At 64.9% G+C, this 21,599-nt stretch carries 18 protein-coding genes; 5 read left to right on the top strand and 13 right to left on the bottom strand.

What is annotated here, in order from left to right; translation table 11 throughout:
* Positions 1–96 precede the first annotated feature (96 nt).
* From HBF26_RS05315 to HBF26_RS05305, 3 genes are all read right to left on the bottom strand, one after another.
* A complete protein-coding gene (locus tag HBF26_RS05315) occupies positions 97–2,529 on the bottom strand; it encodes a TonB-dependent receptor plug domain-containing protein (RefSeq protein ID WP_167123822.1) in 2,433 nt (810 codons plus the stop codon).
* Between the two features lie 194 nt (positions 2,530–2,723).
* Positions 2,724–3,350 carry an HAD family hydrolase gene (locus HBF26_RS05310; protein ID WP_167123820.1) on the bottom strand — a complete coding sequence of 209 codons (627 nt, stop codon included), beginning with the start codon at positions 3,348–3,350 and terminating at the stop codon, positions 2,724–2,726.
* Between the two features lie 75 nt (positions 3,351–3,425).
* Complete coding sequence (locus HBF26_RS05305; RefSeq protein ID WP_167123817.1) at positions 3,426–3,887, bottom strand: PA2169 family four-helix-bundle protein; 462 nt, start codon at positions 3,885–3,887, stop codon at positions 3,426–3,428.
* A gap of 172 nt (positions 3,888–4,059) precedes the next feature.
* Here HBF26_RS05305 and HBF26_RS05300 point away from each other — a divergent pair, with 172 nt between their 5' ends.
* Together HBF26_RS05300 and HBF26_RS05295 are read left to right on the top strand one after the other, a co-directional pair.
* A complete protein-coding gene (locus tag HBF26_RS05300) occupies positions 4,060–4,872 on the top strand; it encodes an SDR family NAD(P)-dependent oxidoreductase (RefSeq protein ID WP_167123816.1) in 813 nt (270 codons plus the stop codon).
* A 107-nt stretch (positions 4,873–4,979) separates the two neighbouring features.
* Positions 4,980–7,319, top strand: a complete 2,340-nt coding sequence (locus HBF26_RS05295; protein ID WP_167123814.1) for a S9 family peptidase — start codon at positions 4,980–4,982, stop codon at positions 7,317–7,319.
* Positions 7,320–7,352: 33 nt separating this feature from the next.
* Here HBF26_RS05295 and msrB read toward each other — a convergent pair whose 3' ends face one another.
* A complete protein-coding gene (gene msrB, locus HBF26_RS05290; RefSeq protein WP_167123812.1) occupies positions 7,353–7,940 on the bottom strand; it encodes a peptide-methionine (R)-S-oxide reductase MsrB in 588 nt (195 codons plus the stop codon).
* 200 nt (positions 7,941–8,140) lie between these two features.
* On the opposite strand from msrB, the gene HBF26_RS05285 reads away from it, so the two are divergent.
* Positions 8,141–11,554 (top strand): dermonecrotic toxin domain-containing protein, encoded by a 3,414-nt coding sequence (locus HBF26_RS05285; protein ID WP_167123810.1) that lies wholly within the window; start codon positions 8,141–8,143, stop codon positions 11,552–11,554.
* Positions 11,555–11,636: 82 nt separating this feature from the next.
* On the opposite strand, the gene HBF26_RS05280 is transcribed toward HBF26_RS05285, so the two are convergent.
* The 4 genes from HBF26_RS05280 to HBF26_RS05265 form a co-directional block, all read right to left on the bottom strand.
* The gene (locus HBF26_RS05280) at positions 11,637–11,984 is read right to left on the bottom strand and encodes a glycine zipper 2TM domain-containing protein (protein WP_167123808.1); all 348 of its coding nucleotides are present in this window, start codon (positions 11,982–11,984) and stop codon (positions 11,637–11,639) included.
* Positions 11,981–12,928, bottom strand: coding sequence for a YihY/virulence factor BrkB family protein (locus tag HBF26_RS05275; protein ID WP_338039632.1), 948 nt, complete (start codon positions 12,926–12,928; stop codon positions 11,981–11,983). Before HBF26_RS05275 ends, HBF26_RS05280 begins: the two co-directional genes overlap by 4 nt.
* 63 nt (positions 12,929–12,991) lie before the next feature.
* Positions 12,992–13,696 carry an HAD family hydrolase gene (locus HBF26_RS05270; protein ID WP_167123805.1) on the bottom strand — a complete coding sequence of 235 codons (705 nt, stop codon included), beginning with the start codon at positions 13,694–13,696 and terminating at the stop codon, positions 12,992–12,994.
* Between the two features lie 115 nt (positions 13,697–13,811).
* A complete protein-coding gene (locus HBF26_RS05265) occupies positions 13,812–15,125 on the bottom strand; it encodes a carbohydrate porin (protein WP_167123803.1) in 1,314 nt (437 codons plus the stop codon).
* Positions 15,126–15,505: 380 nt separating this feature from the next.
* Here HBF26_RS05265 and HBF26_RS05260 point away from each other — a divergent pair, with 380 nt between their 5' ends.
* Positions 15,506–15,898 (top strand): hypothetical protein, encoded by a 393-nt coding sequence (locus HBF26_RS05260; RefSeq protein ID WP_167123801.1) that lies wholly within the window; start codon positions 15,506–15,508, stop codon positions 15,896–15,898.
* Between the two features lie 134 nt (positions 15,899–16,032).
* Here HBF26_RS05260 and HBF26_RS05255 read toward each other — a convergent pair whose 3' ends face one another.
* Genes HBF26_RS05255 through HBF26_RS05240 form a run of 4 tightly spaced genes read right to left on the bottom strand, consistent with a single transcriptional unit; the run spans position 16,033 to position 20,267 of the window.
* Entirely contained in the window at positions 16,033–16,794 is a 762-nt protein-coding gene (locus tag HBF26_RS05255; RefSeq protein ID WP_240151217.1) for a carboxylesterase family protein, read from the bottom strand.
* Between the two features lie 11 nt (positions 16,795–16,805).
* Positions 16,806–18,227: a cardiolipin synthase gene (cls, locus tag HBF26_RS05250; protein ID WP_167123799.1), complete on the bottom strand. Its 1,422-nt coding sequence runs from the start codon at positions 18,225–18,227 to the stop codon at positions 16,806–16,808.
* A 20-nt stretch (positions 18,228–18,247) separates the two neighbouring features.
* Positions 18,248–19,642 (bottom strand): FAD/NAD(P)-binding protein, encoded by a 1,395-nt coding sequence (locus tag HBF26_RS05245; RefSeq protein WP_167123797.1) that lies wholly within the window; start codon positions 19,640–19,642, stop codon positions 18,248–18,250.
* A gap of 46 nt (positions 19,643–19,688) precedes the next feature.
* A complete protein-coding gene (locus HBF26_RS05240; protein ID WP_167123795.1) occupies positions 19,689–20,267 on the bottom strand; it encodes a cysteine dioxygenase in 579 nt (192 codons plus the stop codon).
* 175 nt (positions 20,268–20,442) lie between these two features.
* Here HBF26_RS05240 and HBF26_RS05235 point away from each other — a divergent pair, with 175 nt between their 5' ends.
* Positions 20,443–20,727: a hypothetical protein gene (locus HBF26_RS05235; RefSeq protein ID WP_167123793.1), complete on the top strand. Its 285-nt coding sequence runs from the start codon at positions 20,443–20,445 to the stop codon at positions 20,725–20,727.
* Between the two features lie 86 nt (positions 20,728–20,813).
* Here the strand turns inward: HBF26_RS05235 and HBF26_RS05230 are convergent, their stop codons facing one another.
* Positions 20,814–21,476, bottom strand: coding sequence for an energy transducer TonB (locus HBF26_RS05230; RefSeq protein WP_167123791.1), 663 nt, complete (start codon positions 21,474–21,476; stop codon positions 20,814–20,816).
* Positions 21,477–21,599 lie beyond the last annotated feature (123 nt).

Here is a 21,599-nt window from a genome sequence, read left to right as displayed (position 1 = left end):
ACCTCGTCGTGCATCGCTTACCTCTGACCTTGATTACGGAATGCCGCGAAGGCAGCTCATCGCCCCTCCGCGCGCGCAAGCGCGGAGGGGGCGTCGTCAGAAGCGGTAGGCGACCTTGCCGTACCAGTAGCGGCCGTTGAAGCCGAAGGGCGACAGCGCGGAGTACTGCAGGCCATCCGCGCGGTCCTCGTACACGTTCGCCAGCGAGGCCTTGGTCGGATACTGATTGGTCACGTTGTCCACGCCCAGGGTGAAGGTCCACGCGTCCCAGGCGTACCGGCCGGAAAGGTCGAGCAGCCAGCGTGCGGCGAACTTCTGGTCCTGGCTGCCGTCGTCGGCGTCGCCGCGCCGGATCACCGAGCCGTACCGTGTGAGGTTCGCATGCAGACCGAATCCCTTCAGTTCCCAATCGCCGCCGAACACATACTTGGTTCGTGGCGTGGACGAAGTGAGCAGCCCTTCGCTGGCGCGGCCGAACGCCGGCGTGGAGACTTCGAGCACCTTGGTCTTGTTGTAGTTGCCGCTGGCCGTGAAGTTGAGCCTTCCCCAGTCGGCCAGATCCATCCGGTAGGCGGCGATCAGGTCGGCACCGCGGGTGCGCGTGGTGGCGCCGTTGACGAAGAACTGCGCGCCGGTGACCTGGCTGTTCGGGATGTCCACCGCGATCTGATCCGAATACAGGATCGCGTGGGCGACACGGATCTGATACAGGTCGAGCGTCGCGCTGAAATTGCTCCATGGCTGCCACACCGCGCCCAGACCATAATTGGTCGATTTCTCCGGCTTCAAGGGCTTGGCGCCGAGCTCGATCGCCACCGGGTCCGACGTGCGATACGTGCCGATCTGCGCGAGCGTGCCGTTCTGGATCAGCGTCACGACCGACTCATAGTTCTGCTGTGCCAGCGACGGGGCGCGAAAGCCGTTGGAAGCCGTGGCGCGCAGGGCGAACGTATCGGTGAACTGATAGCGTGCCGACAACTTGCCCGAGCGCGTGGAGCCGGCGTCGCTGTAGTGCTCGTAGCGGCCGGCCAGGCCCGCGGAAAGCTTGGACGTCACGTCGGTTTCCAGATCGACGTACGCCGCCTGGCTATGCCGTCCGAAGCTGCCGGCCACCTCGGGTGTCAGGCCTGGAAACACCTGCGAGCCGCCAGCGTAAGGCGTGTCGGTGCCGGGAATCAGTGTGTTGGGATCGAAGAAGTAGGAGTCCGGGTCGCCGGACTCGATGTCATAGGTCTCCTTGCGGTATTCGGCGCCGAACGCCACGGTCACGGGATTGGGCAGGAAGCCGACGTGCACGTCCTTGCTCAGGTCCAGGTTGGCCACACTTTGCTTGTTGCGGAACGTGCCGGCATTGAAATACGTCGGCGAATAGCCTTGCGTGTAGTAGAGGTTGGTATTGACGCTGTTGGCGATGTCGAATGCCAGGTTGTTCTCGCCGTGATCCGCCGAGAAATCCCAGTGCCAGCCGCCGTCCGTCGTGCCACGCACGCCCAGCACCGCCGCGATGTCGTTGCTGTGATTGACGATCTGCGGAAGAAAGCCGTTCGGGTAGATCTCAGGGACATTGCGCGCCGAATCGTAGGCGCGGTAATAGCCGTTGGAGGTGACGTCGCGCCTGCTGCCGTTGAGGTAGCCATACAGCTCGACGCCGTGCGCGATGTCGTAGCCGAAGTTGAGCAGCAGCTGGTATGTCTTCACGGCCGGGTCGCCGTAACGCTCGTACGGTATGCCGGAGGGGTTCGGGGCGCCGGCGAGCGTGGTCGACCGGTCGCGGTTCTCCGCGCGGTTGGTGTTCATGGTGTTCTGGTAGTTCCACGCCACGCGCATCCAGCCGGGCGCGTTGCCTTCCGGACCGCCGAGCGGCACGCCCAGGCTGCCCTGCACGCCGTTCTGCGCGCCGTCACCCTTGTCCATGATGCCGCCGCTGGCGGTGATGTCGTTGCCGCCCGCGGCGCCGCCCCGCTTGAGCACCACGTTGATCACGCCGGCGATGGCGTCGGAGCCGTACTGTGCCGCGGCACCGTCGCGCAGCACCTCGATGTGATCGATCGCGGCGATCGGAATCGAATTGAGGTCCACCGGTGCCGAGCCGCGGCCAACCGACGAGTTGTAATTGACCAGGCTGGTGGTGTGGTAACGCTTGCCGTCCACCAGCACCAGCACCTGGTCGGGCGACATGCCGCGCAGGCTCGCTGGCCGGATGGCGTCGTTACCGTCGTTGATGGCGGGGCGGGGGAAGTCCAGCGATGGGAGCAGGGTACTCAGCGCGCTGGCCAGGTCGGTACTGCCGGTCGCGTTGAGATCGGCGGGGCTCAAGACATCGATGGGTGCGAGGGATTCGGACGCGGTGCGGTCGGTGCTGCGCGTTCCGGTGACTACGACTTGCTGGAGTAGCTTGGCTTTGTCGGGCGTCGCCGTGTCGGCGGCGGGCGTATCGTCGGCCCGGGCCGTCGAGGCGGCAAGGGCATGCAGCAAGCAAAGGGGTAGCAGTGCGGCCGCCGGCAGGCGCCGCTTGAGTCGTCTTGTCATCGGTGGTGTCCCCGGTCAGGCAGTCAGTGGAAAGGCTCCTTGGCTGGATCTGAGTCGCAGCAGGTACTCCCCAGGGCTGCGACGCCTCGAGGCTAAGCGCGAATGTTGCAATGCGTCAATATCTGGCAATCCTGGTGCCATTACGCTGTAATGGCGGGCCATGCTCAGTTTTGCACCGCGACAAAGTCGGGTGCCTACGGCCGGCCGGCGATCCCGGGGCCGTCGATGAAGGCAGCCATGGCATCGCCCACACCGGCTTCGCTGTCGCAGCGTCGCGCTGCCATGCCTGCCGCCACCGCGCCGTCGACATTCGCTTGCGCGTCGTCGATAAACAACGTGTCTTCTGCGCGCCACCCTAGTCTTTCGAGCACGGCGATATAGACACCGGGATCCGGCTTGGCCACGCCGAACTCGGCCGCCACATGAGCCCGGCCGCGAAAGAGGGGGAACAGCTCCGGGACGATATCTTCCCAATGTGCCGCGAGAAGGCGCCCGTTGTTGGTGAGGATGGCGACGCCGGTGCCCCGCGAGGCCAGCGACGAGATGTGCCCTATCAGGCCAGGGCGTGCACGTGTTGCGAGTCGGCGAGCCTCCGTCCAGACCTCGACGGGCAAAGGCACGCCCATCATCGCGCCAATGGCTTCAAGGTATTCGTCCGGGCGGAGGCGCCCGGCGTCCGCCTCCGCTTCCACGCCCGAGGCATAGATCGCGGCATGAACCTCGGCCGCGCTTCGCTGAAGCTTCGTGGCGATGTGATTGACGCGGATTGCGGGTTGGTAATCGACCAGCACGCCGTCCATGTCGAAAAGAATGTTCTTCATCGCCGGCATGGTATCTCAGGCACGCAAGAAGCCCGCGGGGACACCGCGGGCTTCTTGCGGAACCATTGCCTGGGATCAGGACTTGGCGTGCAGCGCGTGCTTCAGATCGCGCATCTGGTCGTGGCCCGTCTTGACCGACACATAAGCCTGGTTGATGGCCGACATGGTGCCTGCGGATACGTCGCTGTCCTTCAGGGCGTCCTCGTACTTCGCCTTGATGTGATCTTCGCCGCGTTCCACTTCGTCCACGATGGCGGTATCGTCGTTGGAGCTCATCTTCGCGCGCAGTTCCACGAACATGCGGTGGGCCTTCGCGAGAATGGTGCCGTCGTCTTCCGGCGTGCCGCCCAGCGAACGCACCTGCTGCTGCAGGCGCTGCGCCACCTGGCGGCGCTCGGCCGCGCGCTGCTGGAAGGCAGCGGCGTAACGGGTATTTTCGGCATCCTTCGCCGCTTCGCCGTAGCCCTCGGCGCTGTCGATGGTGGTCTCGATGAGGGTGTTGAGAACCTTGATATCGTGCTCGGTGCTGCTGGTCATCGTCGTGGGCTCCTTGGACTCAGAATGAGTCGTTCTGGGAGTGCCAGCTTCGCGGTTGGGGCATGCACGGAGTCGTGAAGGCCGCGTCTGAACGAAGGGCACAAACCCTCCTCGTTCATTCATGCGAGCTCGTTGCATACTTCCGGATCACGTGGCGACAACGGAGACACCCATGGCATCCAACCGCCGCGCCCTGGTGACGGGCGCATCCGCCGGTATCGGCGAAGCCTTCGCCCGCGAACTCGCGCGCCGCGGTCACGACCTGGTGCTCACCGCCCGGCGCGCCGACCGGCTGGAGGCGTTGGCGAAGGAATTACGTGAGCGCCATGCCATCGAGGCCATCGTCGCACCGCTGGATCTGGGCAGGGCAGATGGCCCTGAAGCTCTCGTCGCCGCCCTCGAGGCGCAAGGTCTTTCGATCGATGTGCTGGTGAACAACGCCGGTTATGGCGTACCGGGGTATTTCGAGGACCAGCCCTGGTCGACGCACGCGGCCTTCATCCAGGTGCTGATGACCGCGCCCAGCGAACTGGTATATCGCCTGCTGCCTGCCATGAAGGCCCGCGGTTATGGGCGCATCCTCAACATCGCCTCGCTGGCCGGTCACGTTCCCGGTTCCGCAGGCCACACTTTGTACGCCGCGTCGAAGGCGTACCTCATCAAGTTCTCGCAATCCCTTGCGCTCGAATGCGCGGGTACCGGAGTGCACGTGACCGCCGTGTGCCCCGGTTTCACGCGCTCGGAGTTCCACGATGTCACCGGGTCGCGCGAGCTGGTCTCAAAGATGCCGGACTTCATGTGGATGGATGCGCCCACCGTGGCTCGCCAGGGCCTGGAGGCGGTAGAGGCGGGCAAGGCGGTCTACGTCAACGGCAGGGTGAACAACGCAATCAAGGGCCTCTTCAGGCTCCTGCCCGACGCGTTGGCGCTCAGAATGGTCGCCAGGCAGGGCCGCCGCTTCCGCACCGGGCCCAGGCAGGGCTGATCCGTTACCCGTGACCTTTGGCATAGGCCCTTTCCGGTACAGGGGGGCTAGCCTCATCCGGTTTGCGGTGCTTCCCGCACCGCCCCAGCCGTCCATGGGGACCCTCGATGTCGACCAAACGTAACGCGGCGCTTTCCGGCGCCGTTCTCCTTGCCCTGATCGGGGCCTCCACCGCGAGCGCGGCGGTGACCACCGACGACTACCGCCGCGCGGACTCGTTCCTCGCCACCAACACCATGCCGCTGGTGGATCACTCCGTGCAGCGCGTCACCTGGATCGACGACGGCCACTTCTGGTATCGCGACCACGACAAGGACGGCGACCAGTTCATCAAGGTGGACGCCGCCACGGGCGAAGCCACCCGCGCCTTCGATCGCGACAAGATGGCCGCCGCGCTCTCCGCGGCCACCGGGAAGAAGGTCGACGCGGGCAAGCTCCCGATCACCGGTTTCGTCGTGCGGCCCGACGACGGGCTCGACGTCACCTCGGGTGGCAAGAACTACGTTTGCGACAAGGCTATCGGCAAGTGCGAACTCGCCGCGGTGAAGAAGGACGCCAAGGGCAAGGAATACGGCAGCGAACCGGGCCTGAAATCGCCGGACGGCAAATCGGAAGCCTTCCTCCGCGACTGGAACCTATGGGTGCGGGATGTGGCGACGGGCGCGGAAACGCAGCTCACCACCGACGGCGTGAAGGACTACGGTTACGCCACCGACAACGCCGGCTGGAAACACACCGACGAGGCCATCCTCGTGTGGTCGCCGGATTCGAAGAAGATCGCCACCTTCCAGCAGGACCAGCGCAAGACCGGCGAGATGACGCTCGTCAGCGTCAACGTGGGTCACCCGAAGGTGGACACCTGGAAGTACCCGCTGCCGGGCGACAAGGACGTGACCCTGATCGAGCGCGTCGTGATCGACGTGCCGACGAAGAAGATGGTCCGTTTCAAGATGCCGGCTGACCAGCATCGCTCCACCATCTGCGACGATATCTCGTGCAGTCCGGGCGTGTGGGACGATGTGCGCTGGGCGGCCGATGGCAAGAGCATCGCTTTCGTGTCCACCGCACGCGACCATACGCATGAGTGGTTCCGCATCGCCAATCCGGAAACCGGCGACGTGCGCACGATATTCGACGAAAAGGCGAAAACCTATTTCGAAGGCGGCAACGACAAGGCCAACTGGCAGTACGTGCCCGAAACCGACGAGGTGATCTGGTTCTCCGAGCGGAGCAACTGGGGCCACCTGTACATGTACAGCCTGAAGACCGGCAAGCTCGAGCACGCGATCACTTCCGGTGACTGGAACGTCACCCAGGTCCTCCACGTCGATCCGAAGACGAAGACGATCTGGTTCCGCGGCGTGGGTCGCGAGAAGGGCGTCGATCCGTATTACCAGCAGTTCTATAAGGTGGGCTTCGACGGCAAGGGCCTGACCCTGCTGACGCCGGAAAACGCCGACCACAGCGTGTCCATGTCGAAGGACGGCACGTATTTCTTCGATTCGTATTCGACGATCGACACGCCGCCCGTCGCGCTCGTGCGCCGTTCCGATACCGGCGCCACGGTGAAGGAAATTGCCCGCGCCGACATCTCGCGCCTGAAGGCGAAGGGCTGGGTGCCGCCGACCGCGTTCACCGTGAAGGCGCGTGATGGCAAGACCGACCTCTACGGTCAGATGTTCAAGCCCACGAACTTCGATCCGTCGAAGAAGTATCCGCTCGTGGTCTACATCTACCCGGGTCCGCAGACCGGCTCCGTGCGCACGCGCAGTTTCATTCCGTCGCATGGGGACAACCAGGCACTGGCCGAACTCGGCTTCGTCGTGGTGGCGGTGGATGGCATGGGCACGCCGTGGCGCTCCAAGGCGTTCCACGATGCCTACTTCAAGAACATCGGCGACAACACGCTGCCCGACCAGGTGGCGGCGGTGAAGCAGCTGGTGAAGAAGTATTCGTGGCTGGACGGCGATCGCGTGGGTATCTGGGGCCACTCCGGCGGCGGCAATGCCACGGCGACGGCGATGTTCCGCTACGCGGACGTCTTCAAGGTCGGTATCTCGGAGTCTGGCAACCACGACAACCGCAATTACGAGGACGACTGGGCCGAGAAGTGGCAGGGCCTGCTGGTCAAGGACAAGGACGGGAACTCCAATTACGACGACCAGGCGAACCAGAAGTGGGCGTCGGGCCTGAAGGGTCACCTGATGCTGGCGCACGGCACCTCGGACGATAACGTGCCGCCGTACGAAACCCTGCTGGTGGTCGATGCCCTCATCAAGGCCAACAAGGATTTCGACCTGGTCATGATCCCCAATGCGCACCACGGCTACGGTGCTGCCACCCAGTACATGACGCGCCGCCGCTGGGATTACTTCGTTCGCTACCTCAAGGGCGAAACGCCGCCCAAGGAATTCGAACTGACACCTCTGACCCCTCCGGGTCATTGATGCGAAAACCCCGCCGAACGGCGGGGTTTTTTTTTAGGCCCTCGCCGGCACGAAGCGCATGGCCGCCGCGTTCATGCAGTAGCGGAGACCTGTGGGTCGCGGACCGTCGTCGAACACATGGCCAAGATGCGCGTCGCAGCGGGCGCAATTCACGGCGATGCGTTCCTCGATCAGGCTGCGGTCGGTCTTCTGGGTAATGTTGCGTCGGGAGATCGGCTGCCAGAAGCTCGGCCAGCCCGTGCCCGAGTCGAACTTGGTCGCCGAATCGTACAGCGCGGTATCGCAGCCGATGCAGCGATAGAGGCCGTTGTCGTGCCGGTCCCAGCCATCGCCCGTATAGGCCGGCTCGGTGCCGTCGTGGCGGGTGACGTAGTAAGACTTGGTGCTCAGCTTCGCTTTCCATTGCTCGTCGGTTAGCACCACGCGCGGCTCGACGCAGGTGCCCAGCGGCCTCTTGTCGTCGGCGAAACAGTCCAGGGTGACATTGCCGCCCTTCGGTGCAGGCGCGTCGGCCGCCACGGCGGGGCGTGTGGCCCGCAGCAGGAAGGGCAGTGAAGCGGACGCGGCGACGGTGGCGGTCAATACGCCGAGGAACCGCCGCCGTTCGGAGTCGATACGCATGTTGCCTCCGGAAAGGAAGAGGCACCCGGATGGGCGCCCTTCCCATAAGACCGGGTCTGGGCCGGGGAGCTTACAGGGGAGCGTGCGCCTACGTTGGCCCTATGGCAAATCCCACAGATTGTCGGCGCGGCCCGCGACAGACCGCCAGGATGGGCGTGCCTAACCTAGGCGAAACCCACGCCCAAGAGTAGACATTGGACATGCTCCCGCCGCAGGCGCCGCCTGCACACATCGCTTCCGCCAACCAGGCCGCCGTCGATACGCTCCAACGCTTACGCGATACCCAGGCATGGCTCGTCCAGCAGCAGGGCGATCTCCCTGACCTGCCTGCCAGCCTCGACGGGCGCCATGGCTTCCTCACCGGTCTGGATGACTTCTGGAATGCGACGGTCGAGGCTGCCCCGGGCAAATCGCCGATGTCACGTCGGCAAGCCATGGCGCTACGTCTGGCCCACGTCATGCGCGACGACGCCTCGCTGCGTCGCCATGATGGCACCCTCCCGGACACCGCGGCCGAGGGAGTCGCCAGCGTCGCTCGCTACCCGGGCACTTTCTTGCCCAGCCACCTTCATGCGCAGGAGCTCATGGTCGGCAGCGTGCCCTATGCCGGCGCCTTGATCCTGAGCAACGACCGCGATTCGCGGCGTGTCCTGTTGTTCACCGTCGAGGCCGGATGGCGAGTCTTCGACTCCCTAGAGGTGCTCTACCGGGATGTCGAATTGCTGATGCGGCAACAACTCGTGGATCGTCACGAGCTGCCCGGTATCGGTGCGAGCTATTTGCTTCCCGTGCTGCCCACTCACTTCCTTTCCGCACGAGACATCGACAACGACATATTCGACACACTCGCCACGCGATTGTCCGAGCGTTTGCGTGAACGGGCGGCCGCTGCCTTTGACGGGCCCATCGACGCCACGAACCCCGATCGATGGCGCGACGACCTCTTCGCTGCCATGGATCTGAGCGCCCTCCTGGACGTTCATGCCATCGTGAGCCAGCGTGATCTGGCTCTGGCCGCTCAATGGGAAAAGGAGCGCCTCGCCGCGCAACCGGCCCATGTGCGCGAGCACTGGTTGCGCATGGCCCAGGATTACCGCGACGTGTCGCAGCGGCTGGGCAGGGAGGTCGGCGACACGATGCCTTCCCTGGCTGAGTTTGCCCAGCAGAAACTGGACGCCGCGTTGCGCGAGAAGGGTATCGCTGTCTCCTCAAGCCAGCTGCGGGTACGCCTCACCCGGCGCGCGCCCGACAAGGGCCCCATCGCCACGGGCATCTCTGGCTTCGACCACGAGGAGCTCTCCTTGCTGGCCCTGGCTTACCGGAATATCAGCAGCTTGCCCATCGAGGGGCTGGAGGTGATGGCTGTCGATGATTCCCCGAGTGAAGTCGTACCCGCACAGGCCCTGCGCGAGATCGTCCGCGACCTGGATCTGCCCCATGCCTATGCCCGGCACCTGGATGAAACGCTGAATCATGGTGAGGCAGAGGCGAAGCGACGCGCATCACGCCAAGCCTTGCAGGTGGCCCGCATGCGCTTCGAGGCGGCCGAGGCCCGCTTGAGTTACTACGACCTTTCGGGGCCGCGCGTCTTCCGCGCCAATCAAGAGCGAGCCTTCAAGTGGATACAGGCGGTCCTGGACTCGCCCGATCCGGGTTCCCGGGACAAGGTGGAGGGCCACGAGATCGTGGTTTCCCAACTCACCTACAAGGGCTTCCCGCTCGCTGACATGTTCCTGATCGCCCCACGACAGACCGAGGCGGTAAGCCACGTCGTTCTCTATACCCCTGACGCGCCCGATGGCCTTGCTTTCCGTGAATTTCCCGACCGCCAGGCACTGCATCGCGAAATATTGCTCAACCCGCGATTCGAGGCCTACCTGCTGGCACGACTGCCCGCCTTCTTGAGTGCCGTCGACGGTCGGGACAAACGACGCTTCGCTCATTCCCAAATCAATGGTGATCGCACCTGGTCGTGGGTCTTCAACTTCGACGAGTGCCCGGCACGCCAGCGCTGCACGGCGTTGGAGGAGCGCTTTCAAGAACGTCAGGTTTCAGGCTCCTTCCTCGATGCGAATGAAAAAGTCGGCATCGATCTGGCCAAGCGCAATGCCAACGACATGACTCGCTCCACCTCCCAGGCCGACTGGGACAGCTTCAAGGATGTGTCGTGGGGCTGGAACGTACCAGTCCAACTGGCCAAGGAGTTTGTCGTGGGCGCGGTGCAAAGCATTCCTCACACAGCGCAGGCCAGCTGGCGTTTCTATGACCACATCAAGGCGGGTGAAGGGACGGAAGCTTTCCTGGCCTTTGTCGAAGGTTATAACTCGGCACTGGCCGTGTTGCCGCTCTACACGCAGGTGCCAGCCGCGGCAGGGGCGCGTGTACGCGCTGCCTTTGGTTCGCGCGCTCTTGTATCCAGCCAGCGCTCACTGCCAACTCCCGATACGTTGTTCGACAAGCGCTACATCGCTCGTCACGTTAGCGCTCCCACCGGACAGCCGTCGGCTTCAGGGGTCTACGCCATGGAGGGTCGCCGTTATATCCAACAAGGCGGCAACCTGTATCAGGTGCGCTTCGATCGGAACATGGATACCTGGCGCCTCATGCGGCCCGGCGCCGGCCCCTCTACCTGGGGGCCCGCCATCGAGCGGCTGCCCAGCGGACAGTGGCGCTTCCACCGCGTGGGATTGCTCGGGGGCTACGGTGAGCGACATTTGCTCGACCTCGGCCTGCTGCGGGAAGCAGAAAGCATGCTGCGCGAGGGTACATACCTCGCCGGGGAAGTGGCCGCGCTCAGCGAATCCCAGCGCCTCACCTTGATCGGCACGCTGTATCGAAACCTGCCCTTCGAGGAATTCGCCCCTACGCTACGAATAAAGATCGATGCCAGGCCGCATCCTGGGGCGAGTGCGTTGTTGCAGCCTCAACTGAATGCATGGGACGAGGCCATGGTCAGTGCCCGGGCCACGGAAGCGCGAGCACCTTCACCCATCACGGCGCCCGAGTGGCTCGATCGGGAATTCGCGGTCCAGGCGGCGAGCTCCAGCTCCTCTACGCCTTCGGTAACCGGCGCACCTGCACCTGTACCGACAACGGGCTCCCCGGTGCTGCGCCAGACAACGGCCTGGTTTCAATCTTCGTACTATCGCGTCGCTGTCCAAAAGTGGCCGGAAACCGCCTACCTCTATCTTCCCGATCCAAGGCTTACGCAAGCGCAGGCAAGGGGGGCGGGCCACATCAGGCTGGCGCAGATGCGTCTTCTTGGAACCGACGTGCAAGGCATTCCGCTCACCACCTTGCCTCCCTATACCCTCATGAGTCAGGTGCCCCCAAAGTTTCAGGCGCTGCTGCCGCGGCATGCCGTTGGACAACCCGGGGCGACTCTGGCCAGCACTTACGGAAATTGGGTCCAGGTCAATTTAAGAAATCTGAACGTGCGTCCGAAGGGTCAGATGCACCATAACTATGCCCTTTACTCGATGCCAGAGACGGGAGGAAGCGGCTTTTATCTACGGCCCATCCAGTCTTCATCCGTGAACGGACCGACCGTCTTCGACAATGGGGCCGTCATGTTGATCGGAAACGAGTTCCAGCTTGGATCGCATCCACGCTGATCTTCGGCAGTGCCATGGCCCAAAAGAGAATGCCCTCGCGTTTTGCGAGGGCATTCCGGTTTTCGAAGGCTTCAGCGTCTACTCAATCGTCCACCCAATGGCAGCGGCGCTCCGTGTGGTAGGTGGCATTCTTGTTCTGATGGTTCTTCTGGATCTGGTTACCCGCATAGCCGCCACCGACGGCACCGGCCACGGTGGCAAGCGTCTTGCCCTTGCCGCCGCCCACCTGGTTGCCGAGAAGGCCACCGGCCACGGCGCCCACGCCGGTGCCGATCAGGCGGTTGTCGTCCTTCGAGTTGATCTGCTTCACCCGCACGTTCTCGCAGACCTGATGCTGGCTGCGCCGGGCCTGCGCCTCCGCGGGCGGCGCGCCGACTGTGACGGTGCCGGCGAACGCAAGCGCGGCAATGGTGAGCAGTGGGGTCTTCATGTTGCATCCTCCTTTTCGGTGGCCTTCAGGGATACCTCGGGCTTCGTGACGGAGGGGTCAATCCGGGAATCCTGTGCGGGCCGGGTGGACATCGCGTATGGCCGCGGTTTAATTGGCGTGCCCCGGGCTTCGGCCACCGCCTCGGTCAGCTCCGCGCCCAGGAGCAGGATCAGCGCGGAGTAATAGACCCACACGAGCAGCACCACGACGCCGCCGGCCGGCCCGTATGGGCCGCCCACGTTGCTGCGGTCGAGATATATGGCGATGGCGAACTTGCCGACAGCGAAGAGGAGGGCGGTCAGCGTGGCGCCGATCATCGCGTCGCGCCACTCGATGATCGCGTCGGGAAGCACCTTGTAGATGGCGCCGAAGATCAGCACGAAGACGCACAGCGAGATCGCGATCTCCAGCACCTGCCAGCCTGTGGTGCCGCCGCGCACGAACACCGCGATGAGCGCGCTGGCGGAGAAGGAGATGACCAGCAGGAAGGCGAGGGACAGCAGCAGGCCGAGCGCATGCATCCGCGCGCGCAGCCAGCTCAGGATGGCGCCCTTCGTGGACCCGGGCCGGGGTTGCAGGCTCCAGACGCGGTTGAGCGCACCCTGCAACTGGGCGAACACCGCCGAGGCACCCACCAGGGTGACGCCCAGACCGATCACGCCGGCCATGCTGCCCACGCTGGGTCGTTGCCTGGCGTTCTCGATGACCAGGCGCACCGCCTCCGACGCGCGGGGCCCCACGAGGCCGTTCAGGCTCTCCACGAGCTGGGCCTGCCATTCCGGCCGCAGCGAAGCCACGATCCACAGCAGGAGCACCAGCAACGGAGCAAACGACAGGGCCGAGTAGAAGGCCAGCGCCGCGGCGCGGGTCATCAGCTCGTCATCGCTGAAGCCCCTGGCCGTGGTCTTGACCACCTGCCAGCCCATGGCCAGCTTCGAATGCACGACATGCACCTCCTCAGGCGTCCGGCCCCAGCTTCGCGGGCGGGACGCGAAAGAAATGTCGAATCAGGCTGCGTGCATTCGCGCGATCGCCGCCGGAATGCCCTCGGCTCCCGTCACTTCCGCCACGCGGTCGCCCATCGCGAAGTCGCTTACCAGTTCGTGGGCCCAGGTGCTGTGGTAGGGCATGTACACGCCCCAGCCGCCGAGATTGACCACCGGCGCGATGTCGGACTTCAACGAATTGCCGACCATGGCGAAGCGTTCCGGTGCCACGCCGAACTCGGCAAAGAGGCGTGAATACGCCGCCGTGTCCTTCTCGGACACGATCTCGATGCGATGGAAGATGTCGGCCAGGCCGCTTCGCGCCACCTTGTATTCCTGGTGGAACAGATCGCCCTTGGTGATGAGCACCACCCGATGCGTGGCCGCCACGGCGGTCACGGCGTCGCGGATGCCCGGCAGGAGTTCCACCGGATGCGCGAGCACGTCCTTGCACAGACGCACGATGCGATGGATGTCGCTGGATTCGATGCGCCCGTCGGTCAGCTCGATGGCGGATTCGATCATCGAAAGCGCCATGCCCTTGGCGCCGTACCCGAAGAGGGCGATGTTGCCCCGCTCGGTGGCTAGCAGGGCTTCGTGGAGCCCCTGCCGGCCGAGGTCGACATAACGGCCCAGGATAGCCTCGAAGGCTTCCTGGGCACTGTCGTAGAACTCCTGGCTGCGCCAGAGCGTGTCGTCGCCGTCAAAGCCGACCAGGTCGATCATTATGCGGAAATCCTGTAGGAGCGCGTCTTTGCGCGCGATGCCGTGGGGCGGAATCGCGAAGACTGGCGCGAAAAACGGTCGCGCGCAAGGCGCGCTCCTACAGTGGGGCAACCCGCTAGAACGCGATGCTCGTCTTCAGGCCCAGCACGAAGGCGTCGTCGTTCTGTTTGCTGCCGCCCGGATCCTTGATGTACTGCAGGTTCGGGCGAATGGCGATCGAAGGGATCGGCGACCAGCTATAGAACACTTCGGCCACCTTCTCGTAGCCGTCCTTCACGATGCCTTCCTCGCCCGGGTGCGTGGCGTTGAACAGGCGCTGGTTGCGTGCGGCATAGCCATTCGCGTGCGTGCCGGCGATAGCGGCGCCTACGAAATCGTTCGCACGTCCGAAGATGCCCTTGTACTCCATACCGAGCGCGATCTGATTGTTGGTCGCCGACGTGGCGTGATCGGCCGAGGTGACGTTCAGGAATACAGTGGTGCCCCGACCGCCGGCCTCGCCGGTCACTTGCTGCTGGAAGGTGATCCACGCGCCCTTGCGCGAGCTGCGCTGCAGCGGCTCGCCCCCGGCGGTGGCCAGCGGCTGGCGATCCTCGTTGAGGTAGAGATCGTCGCCCTTCGAGGTGTTGTACCAGACGCCCGCGCGGTACGAACCCGGCAGGCCGCCGAGCGTCGGCGTCCAGCCGAATTCCAGCGGAATGAGCGCTCCGGTGGTGCCGCCCGGGAAGTCGAGGTCGAGGCCGCGGCGACGCGCGTACGAATCGTCGACGTATTTGGGGTTGACCTGATAAGCCGAAAGCTGCACGAAGGTGTCCTTCGTGGTGGCGAACTTCAACGTGGTGGCCCACATGCTGGTGGGCCAGTTCACCCAGTAGTCGCCGACGATGTTGCCCGGCTGCGCGCCGCAGAAGCTGAGGTTCATGAAGTCGCAGGTAAAGCTGGCGACTTCCTCGCCGACCGGCATGCGGCCGATCTTCCAGGTCAGCCGGTCGTCGAAGAACTTCTGCTCCAGCTGGAACTTGGTCAGGTGCCAGGTCTGGCCGCGGCCATACACTTCCTGGATGAGCTGGTTGTTGCCGATGTGCGCATCGGCGCCGAGGTCGCGGCCGTTACGATCGGTCACCATGATCTTGAAGGTGGCGCCCCGCCATCCCCACAGCTTGTCGAGGTCGAACGTGCCACCGAATTTCCACTGATCCGTATAGCGCGTGATGCGGCGGTCGCCGCCGGAATAGTTGTGGCCGGCTTCGAAGCCATAGCCGAAGTCGAACGTGATGCCTTTGTCGGCGAGACGCGTGCGCTCGCCATTCCAGTCACCGAACAGATATTTGCTGCTGGTGCTGTCGTCGGCGTGTGCGGTGGCGGTGCCGAAGGCTATGCAGGCGAGCAGGGCGGCAGCGAGGGGACGCGTGGGCGATGAAAGGCGCATGGGGCTTCTCCCTGAAGCAATTTATGATTTCGAGTAAGTGTTTTTCGTTTTTTATGGTTGCAATGCAGTACATCATTCCATCCAGGAACCGCTGCATCATAGTGTTCTTATTGCGCGAATAAAGCACTTATTGCGCATGTGCAATTCATGCTTCCGTCGATGTTCAGTCTGTGGGGTGTATCGGCGGGAATTCGTGAGAACCATCGCAACTTTTCAAACGAGCAAATCGCTCGCCTGTGAAAATCGCAACGACTTTGCCTGACTTCTATCAGGGTTGATTGAATGGGTTTGTCGCGCCGAGGATGTCCATCGACGGGGCCATCTGCCGGAGCGGTCGCTCGGCGGGCATAATGCGTGTCCGGCCCTTTACGAGATATCGCATGCCATACGATCGCACCTGGATGGGCTACGGCATCGTGGGCGCCCTGGAAACAGGCGGCATCGCCCTGCTGGTGGGCGTCGTCGTCTACGGCCTGCTTCACGTGCTCGCGAGAGGAAACGGCTGGAGTCACGGCAAGGAACTGGCGATCGCCTATGTATTCTCGCTGGCCCTGTCGGCCGGACAGGACCTGTGGGACCTGTTCTATTTCAACATGGCACCGCTGCAGTCGTTGACGCTTCTTCGGGTGAAGCTGGCGGCGGTGCACGACCCCGACGCCATCGGTCTGCGCGTGTTCTTCGAGTTCGTGGGTGCCCTGGTGGGCGTGTGCATCGGGTGGGCGGTGTTTTCGGGCGGAATGAAAAATCTCTTAGAAAGCGTCCGCCGTTCCTGACCTCCCGTGCGCGGCCACAGCGCACCAATTAGTGCAAGGTATGTCTGTGGGAGCCGGCCACGCCGGCGATCCCGCGGCAGCGGGCAGGCTCACCGGCGAGCACCCGTCGCCGCAGAAGCGGCTCCCACAAGTGGTCAGCGCTTGTGGCTGAACATCCAGTCCCAAAGATCCGGAGTGGCATAGGCCTTTTCCCACGAACCGTGATTCACTCCAGGGAACTCGGTGTATTTCACTTCCTTGCCGAGTTTCACCAGTGCGGCATTCATGCGGCGCGACTGTTCGGTGGGTACCACGTTGTCGTCACCGCCGTGGAAGATCCAGACGGGGAGCTTGCCGATGCCTTCCGCCACGCGTGCGAACGGATCGGCGCCCTTCGGCACGCCATGGACATAGAGCCTGTCGCGGTCGTCGTCGTCGGACGTGACGCCACCGCAAATGATGGCGGCGGCGGCGAAGGTGTTCGGATGGTCGACGGCCAGCTGCCATGAGCCGTAGCCGCCCATCGAAAGTCCGGTGAGGTACAGGCGGCTGCGGTCGCCGTGGAACTCCTTGATGCTCTTCTCCAGAGCAGCCATGGCCATGTCCGCATCCGCCGCATCCGTCCATTCCGTGTTTTCCGGCGCTTGCGGAATTACGACCACCGCCGGAAAGTCCATATGTTGCTTCAACCAGGGCGGCAGCCCCTGCGTCATCTGCTTCTGGTTGTCGCTACCCCGTTCGCCGCTGCCGTGCAGGAACAGGACGACCGCGGGTGACTTTGCCGTGTCAGCCGGCACGAATACCTGATAGCGGTACGTCTTGCCGTGGAGTTCGACACTGCGTTCGACGAAGCGGGCGGGACCGGCGGACGCGGTACCCGCGAATGCGATGGTCAGGGCGGCAAGGGCTCGAAGCATCATGGATTCCTTCAGAGGATGGGGTCGAAAAGACGGGCGACGTGGAGCGCCACTCGGCGGAAATAGGAGAGCCGGCGATAGTCGTTGGGATTCACCTCGTCGCCGTTCGCGAAGTCGTTCTCCAGCATGGCTTCGACAGACGCGGCAAATGCCTCGTCGACATTCAATGCCGAGATCTCGAAATTGAGGCGGAAACTGCGGTTGTCGAGGTTCATGCTGCCCACCACCGCCGTGTCGTCGTCGATGAGCATCACCTTCTGGTGCAGAAAGCCCTCACGGAAGCGGAACATGCGAATGCCCGCCAGCGTGGCTTCGTGCGCGTAGAGTGTGGACGCCATGAACACGGTGCGATGGTCGGGGCGGTCCGGTATGAGAATGCGTACGTCCACCCCACGGAACACGGCGAGCCGAAGCGCGCCGAACACGGCCTGGTCGGGAACGAAATAAGGCGTGGTGATCCAAAGCCGCTTCCGCGCCGCATGGATGGCCTGGACGAAGAACAGCGAGCAGCTTTCCTGGCGGTCGGCGGGGCCCGTCGCGACGATCATGGTCGCCGCCCGGCCGCAACGCTCCGGCGGTGGCGAGGATGGCGGGCGCTGTCCCGTCACCCAATACCAGTCCTCGGCGAACACGCGCTGCAGATCGGCCACGGCCGGGCCTTCGATCTCCATGTGCGTATCGCGCCACGGCGCGAGAGGCGGCTTTTCGCCCAGGTATTCGTCGCCCGCGTTCAAGCCGCCGACGAAGCCGCGTACGCCGTCCACGACCACGACCTTGCGGTGGTTGCGAAAGTTGAGCTGGAAGCGATTTCGCCAGCGGCGCGTGGCGAAACGGTGGACCTCGACGCCGCCATCGCGCAAGGCGTCCACATACGTGTCGGGCAGTGCATGGCTTCCTATGCTGTCGTAGAGCAGGCAGACCTTCACCCCCGCCGCGGCGCGCTCCAGCAGCGCGTCGCGCAGGCGCCGCCCCAGGGCGTCGTCGTGGATGATGAAAAACTGCACGAGCACGTAACGCTCGGCGCGCGCGATGGCGGCGAACATCGCGTCGAACGTGGCCGCACCGTCCACGTGGAGGAGGAGGGCGTTCCCCGCATGCATGGCCGTTTGCAACATCCTGCCGATCGCGTCGTAGCGCTGGTCCGCGACAGGCACGGATCGCGACAGGAGGCGGAGGCGACCATGCCGGATGGCTTCCTCGTGCAGCATGAAGAAACGCGCCTGCCGTTGCCGGTGCAGGTCGACATACCCGCCGAAGTGGCTGGCGCCAAGGAACAGGTAGGGCACCAGGGTCACGTAAGGCAGCAGCACGAGCCCGAGCACCCAGGCGAAAGCACCCTGTGCCGTGCGGGTATGCATCACTGCGTGCATGGCGGCGAATACGCCCGCCACATGAAGGCAAAGCGCCGCAACGGCAACCAGGCTTGCGATCATGCGCGCCCGGCCCGCGCCGCCTACCTGGCGGCGGCCCGGGCGTTTTCCTCCGCCAGGAGCATGTCGGCGACGCCCTGGGCCTGTTTGCGTATCTCGGGCATCGCCGTCGATTCCCACAACGCTCCGCGCAAGAGGCTGCCTATGGCGAAGAGGTTCGCCCGCGGCCGGCCATTGCCGTCGAGCAGGTGGCCGTCCGGCACGGCGGCGAAGCCCATGCCGAGGGGGTCCGGCGTGGCGATGCCGTCGATCACCATCTGGCGGACGAGGGGATGTTCCGTGCGCTGCGTGTCGGTGTTGAGGCCCACGGTCTGGATCACGACGTCGTAGGCGTCGGTGGAGTCGCCGCCACCGGGTAACGCGTGTACGACCTCCAGCGAACCTTCGAGCGACAGGCGCACCGAACGCATGCGTCCGCGCGAGCGGGTGAAGCGTCCTTCGGCCTCGAGCGCGGCGACCTGTGCGGCCACCTGCGGTGGCATGCGATGGCGCGCGCGTTCCCACGCCCAACGCGCGTGGCGCAGAAAGCGGGAACGTTCGCGCATCGGCAGATCGCGCCACAGCGATTGCGTGTGCGGACGCATGCCGTCCACCACCGTGCGCCAATCCTCGGCGAGTTCCGTCGCGTCGCGCAGCCGGCGCATCCACACGCGCAGGTTCGGGTCGTCGCGCATCGATTCGATGAGTTCCCCGCCATCGTCGTGTGGGGCCGAGGCGGCGGCCAGGTGCGGTTCCGGCAGCTTGCCGTGCCGCGACAGCGCGTCGAAATGCGCGTTCGGCCAGCGGGTCGACAGTTCCAGCAGGACGTCGACGGCGGTCAGCCCCAACCCGATGACCAGCACGCGCAGCGGGCGCTCGTCCAGTTCCGCCGAGGCGAGGAACGGCCAGGGATCGGTGACGTACCTTCCGCTGGCGATCGCCGCGTCTTCCACGCCCGGCAGGGGCCGCGGCGGCAGCGAGCCGATGGCCAGCACGGCGGCGTCCGCGCGTGAGGATTCGTCGCCGTAGCCGATGACGATGCCGTCATCGGAGGGAATGATCGATTCCGCCGCGAACGGCACGATATTGACGTCGTGGCCGAACGAGCCGGCGTTCTTCACCGCCTGCTGCACTCGCGACTGCAGGAAGTCGCCGTACATGCGACGCGGCAGGAAATCGGAACCCTTCACCGTAGGGTCGAGGGACTGGGCGTATTCGAGGAAACCGCCCGGCTTGCTGACGAACATGCCCATGGAAGCGGCGCGCACGTTGAGCAGGTGCCGTTGCGACGGCGTGCCATACGCCACGCCCCGGCCGGCCACGGGGCCGCCGGTGTACCAGTCCAGGTGGAGCGGCTGCCGCGTGCGCCGCTCGAGCAACTCGCTTGCCAGCGTCGCCGCCGCTGCGCCACCGCCGATGATGGCGACCTTTTGAAACATGCTTTGGTCCTTCGCCCGATGGGTGGGGTGGAGGGCCGTGAGACCGTCAGGCCGTCAGGCGTCCCGCGATAATCGATTGCCTCGGTCGTGCGATCCAGTGTCCGGACGGACCGGGCTGCTCATACGCGAGGTACTGTGCCAGATCGCCACCGTACACGTGAAGCGTGAGCGCCGTGTCGTGCCGCGACAAATTGCGGCAGCGGTGGGCAAGGTGGTCGGTGGCTTCGAACCAGGTGGCGTCGCCGGGTCCGAGCCAGGTGCGGCCCACGCTGCGCAGCGAATGGTCGGTTTCGCCCTTGTCGAACGATTCGACCTCCAGCGCGCCCGAGATCGTGGCTTCCAGGCCCCAGAGGCCGCCGTGATCGTGCACCGGGGTGGCATAGCCCGGCGGCCACGCCAGGACCAGCACGCTCACCGGTGGGCGCGACCGCTCGGCAAGAAGCCAGCGCTCGAAGCCGCGCCGACGCTCCCGCAGCGGGCCCAGGGTGTCCGCCAGCTCGGCGCTGCGGCCATGCAGGACGCTGCTCAGCTCCCTCCCCATGGAGGCGAGGTCAGGATGTGGCACGTCCGACAGGTCGAACGCGATGTCCCGCAAGGTTCTGATGATGGAAAAACGCTTACCCATGGCGGGCGCCCGCTGATACGACTGGCGGGGAGTGGATCATGCGGATCGTTAAACCGTCGTAACCCCTGTCTTTCGGGCGATTGTCGAGCAGGGCCCTAAACCCTTTCGCACACCCCCGCATCGAAGCTGCGACCGCCGCCCCCGGGCGGCCGTTCCGACCACGGAGTGCCCTGCCATGTTCTTTCTTACCTCGCTCGTCGTCCTCGCCGTCGGCTTCTGGCTCGTCTTCGCTTTTATCGGCATGGTGTTGAAGCTCGCATTCGGCATCATCGGCGGGGTGTTCAGCCTCGTCGGCACCCTTATCGGCGCCGTGATCGGCGGCGTGGTGATGCTGGCGGTGGCGCCGGTGGTCGCGTTGGCGTTGCTTCCCGTCCTCCTGCCGGTAGGCCTCCTGGCCCTGTTGGTCTGGGCCGTGGCCCGGGCCAACCGCAAGCCGGACGTCGTGGTGATGCCGCGCTGACGAATGGAGCACACGGGGAAGCGCGCCGCTGCGCAAGGTGCTCCTCAGGCCACCGCATCCGCGGCGGCGCGCTTTCCCAACGACGGTCAGATCTTTCTTAGGTCGAAACTGACCGGGATGCGTGCCCAGGCGCGCACCGGTTTGCCGCCCGCGGTGGCCGGCTGGAACCGCCAATGGGCCAGCACCTGTTCCCGCGCTGCTTTGTCCAGCACGGCGTGGCCGCTGCTTCCCTCGACGACCACTTCCAGGGGTTTGCCCCCTTCGTCCACCAGCACGCGCAGCGTCACGGTGCCTTCCATGTGCGCGGCGATCGCCATGCGCGGATAGGCGGGCGGCGGGGCCGCCACGTAGGCAAGCGTCGCTTCGACCGGCGCGGCCGGCTCGGCGGACGGCGTGGCTTTGACGGGGACGGGTGAGGTGAGGGGCGCCGTTCCCTCATCGACGGGTACCTCCGCGGCCGGGCGCGGAAGGCTCTCCGGTATCGGTTTGACGACGGGCTTCGTGGGAACGGGCCGCGCAGGTAACGGCTTGAGCAGGATGGGCGGCGGCGGAATGGCCTTCGGTTCGGCCGGGTGCTCCACCAGGCGCAAGGTGGGCGGAGAGGGCTGCGCCACCGACAGCGTGGCGGCGATCGGGCGCAGCGCGGCAAGAAGCGCGGCGGCGTTGAGGGCGATCGCCGCGCTCATGGCGACGATTCGGACGGTATCCGGATGAACTCCGGCGACGGACTGCGGACGAGCGAACGACATGAGCCACCTCCTGCAACGTGGGGGAAGGTGATGCGCGGTCGGGAACACGGCCGGTGGGGACCGGCGGGGATCGTGTTCGGGTCCGGAGTCAGGTTAGGCGAGGGCGGATGTTCCGCACAAGCG

Origin of the sequence: Luteibacter jiangsuensis, from assembly GCF_011742555.1 — a bacterium.
GTDB lineage: Bacteria > Pseudomonadota > Gammaproteobacteria > Xanthomonadales > Rhodanobacteraceae > Luteibacter > Luteibacter jiangsuensis.
This window is presented reverse-complemented; position numbering and strand designations above follow the sequence as displayed.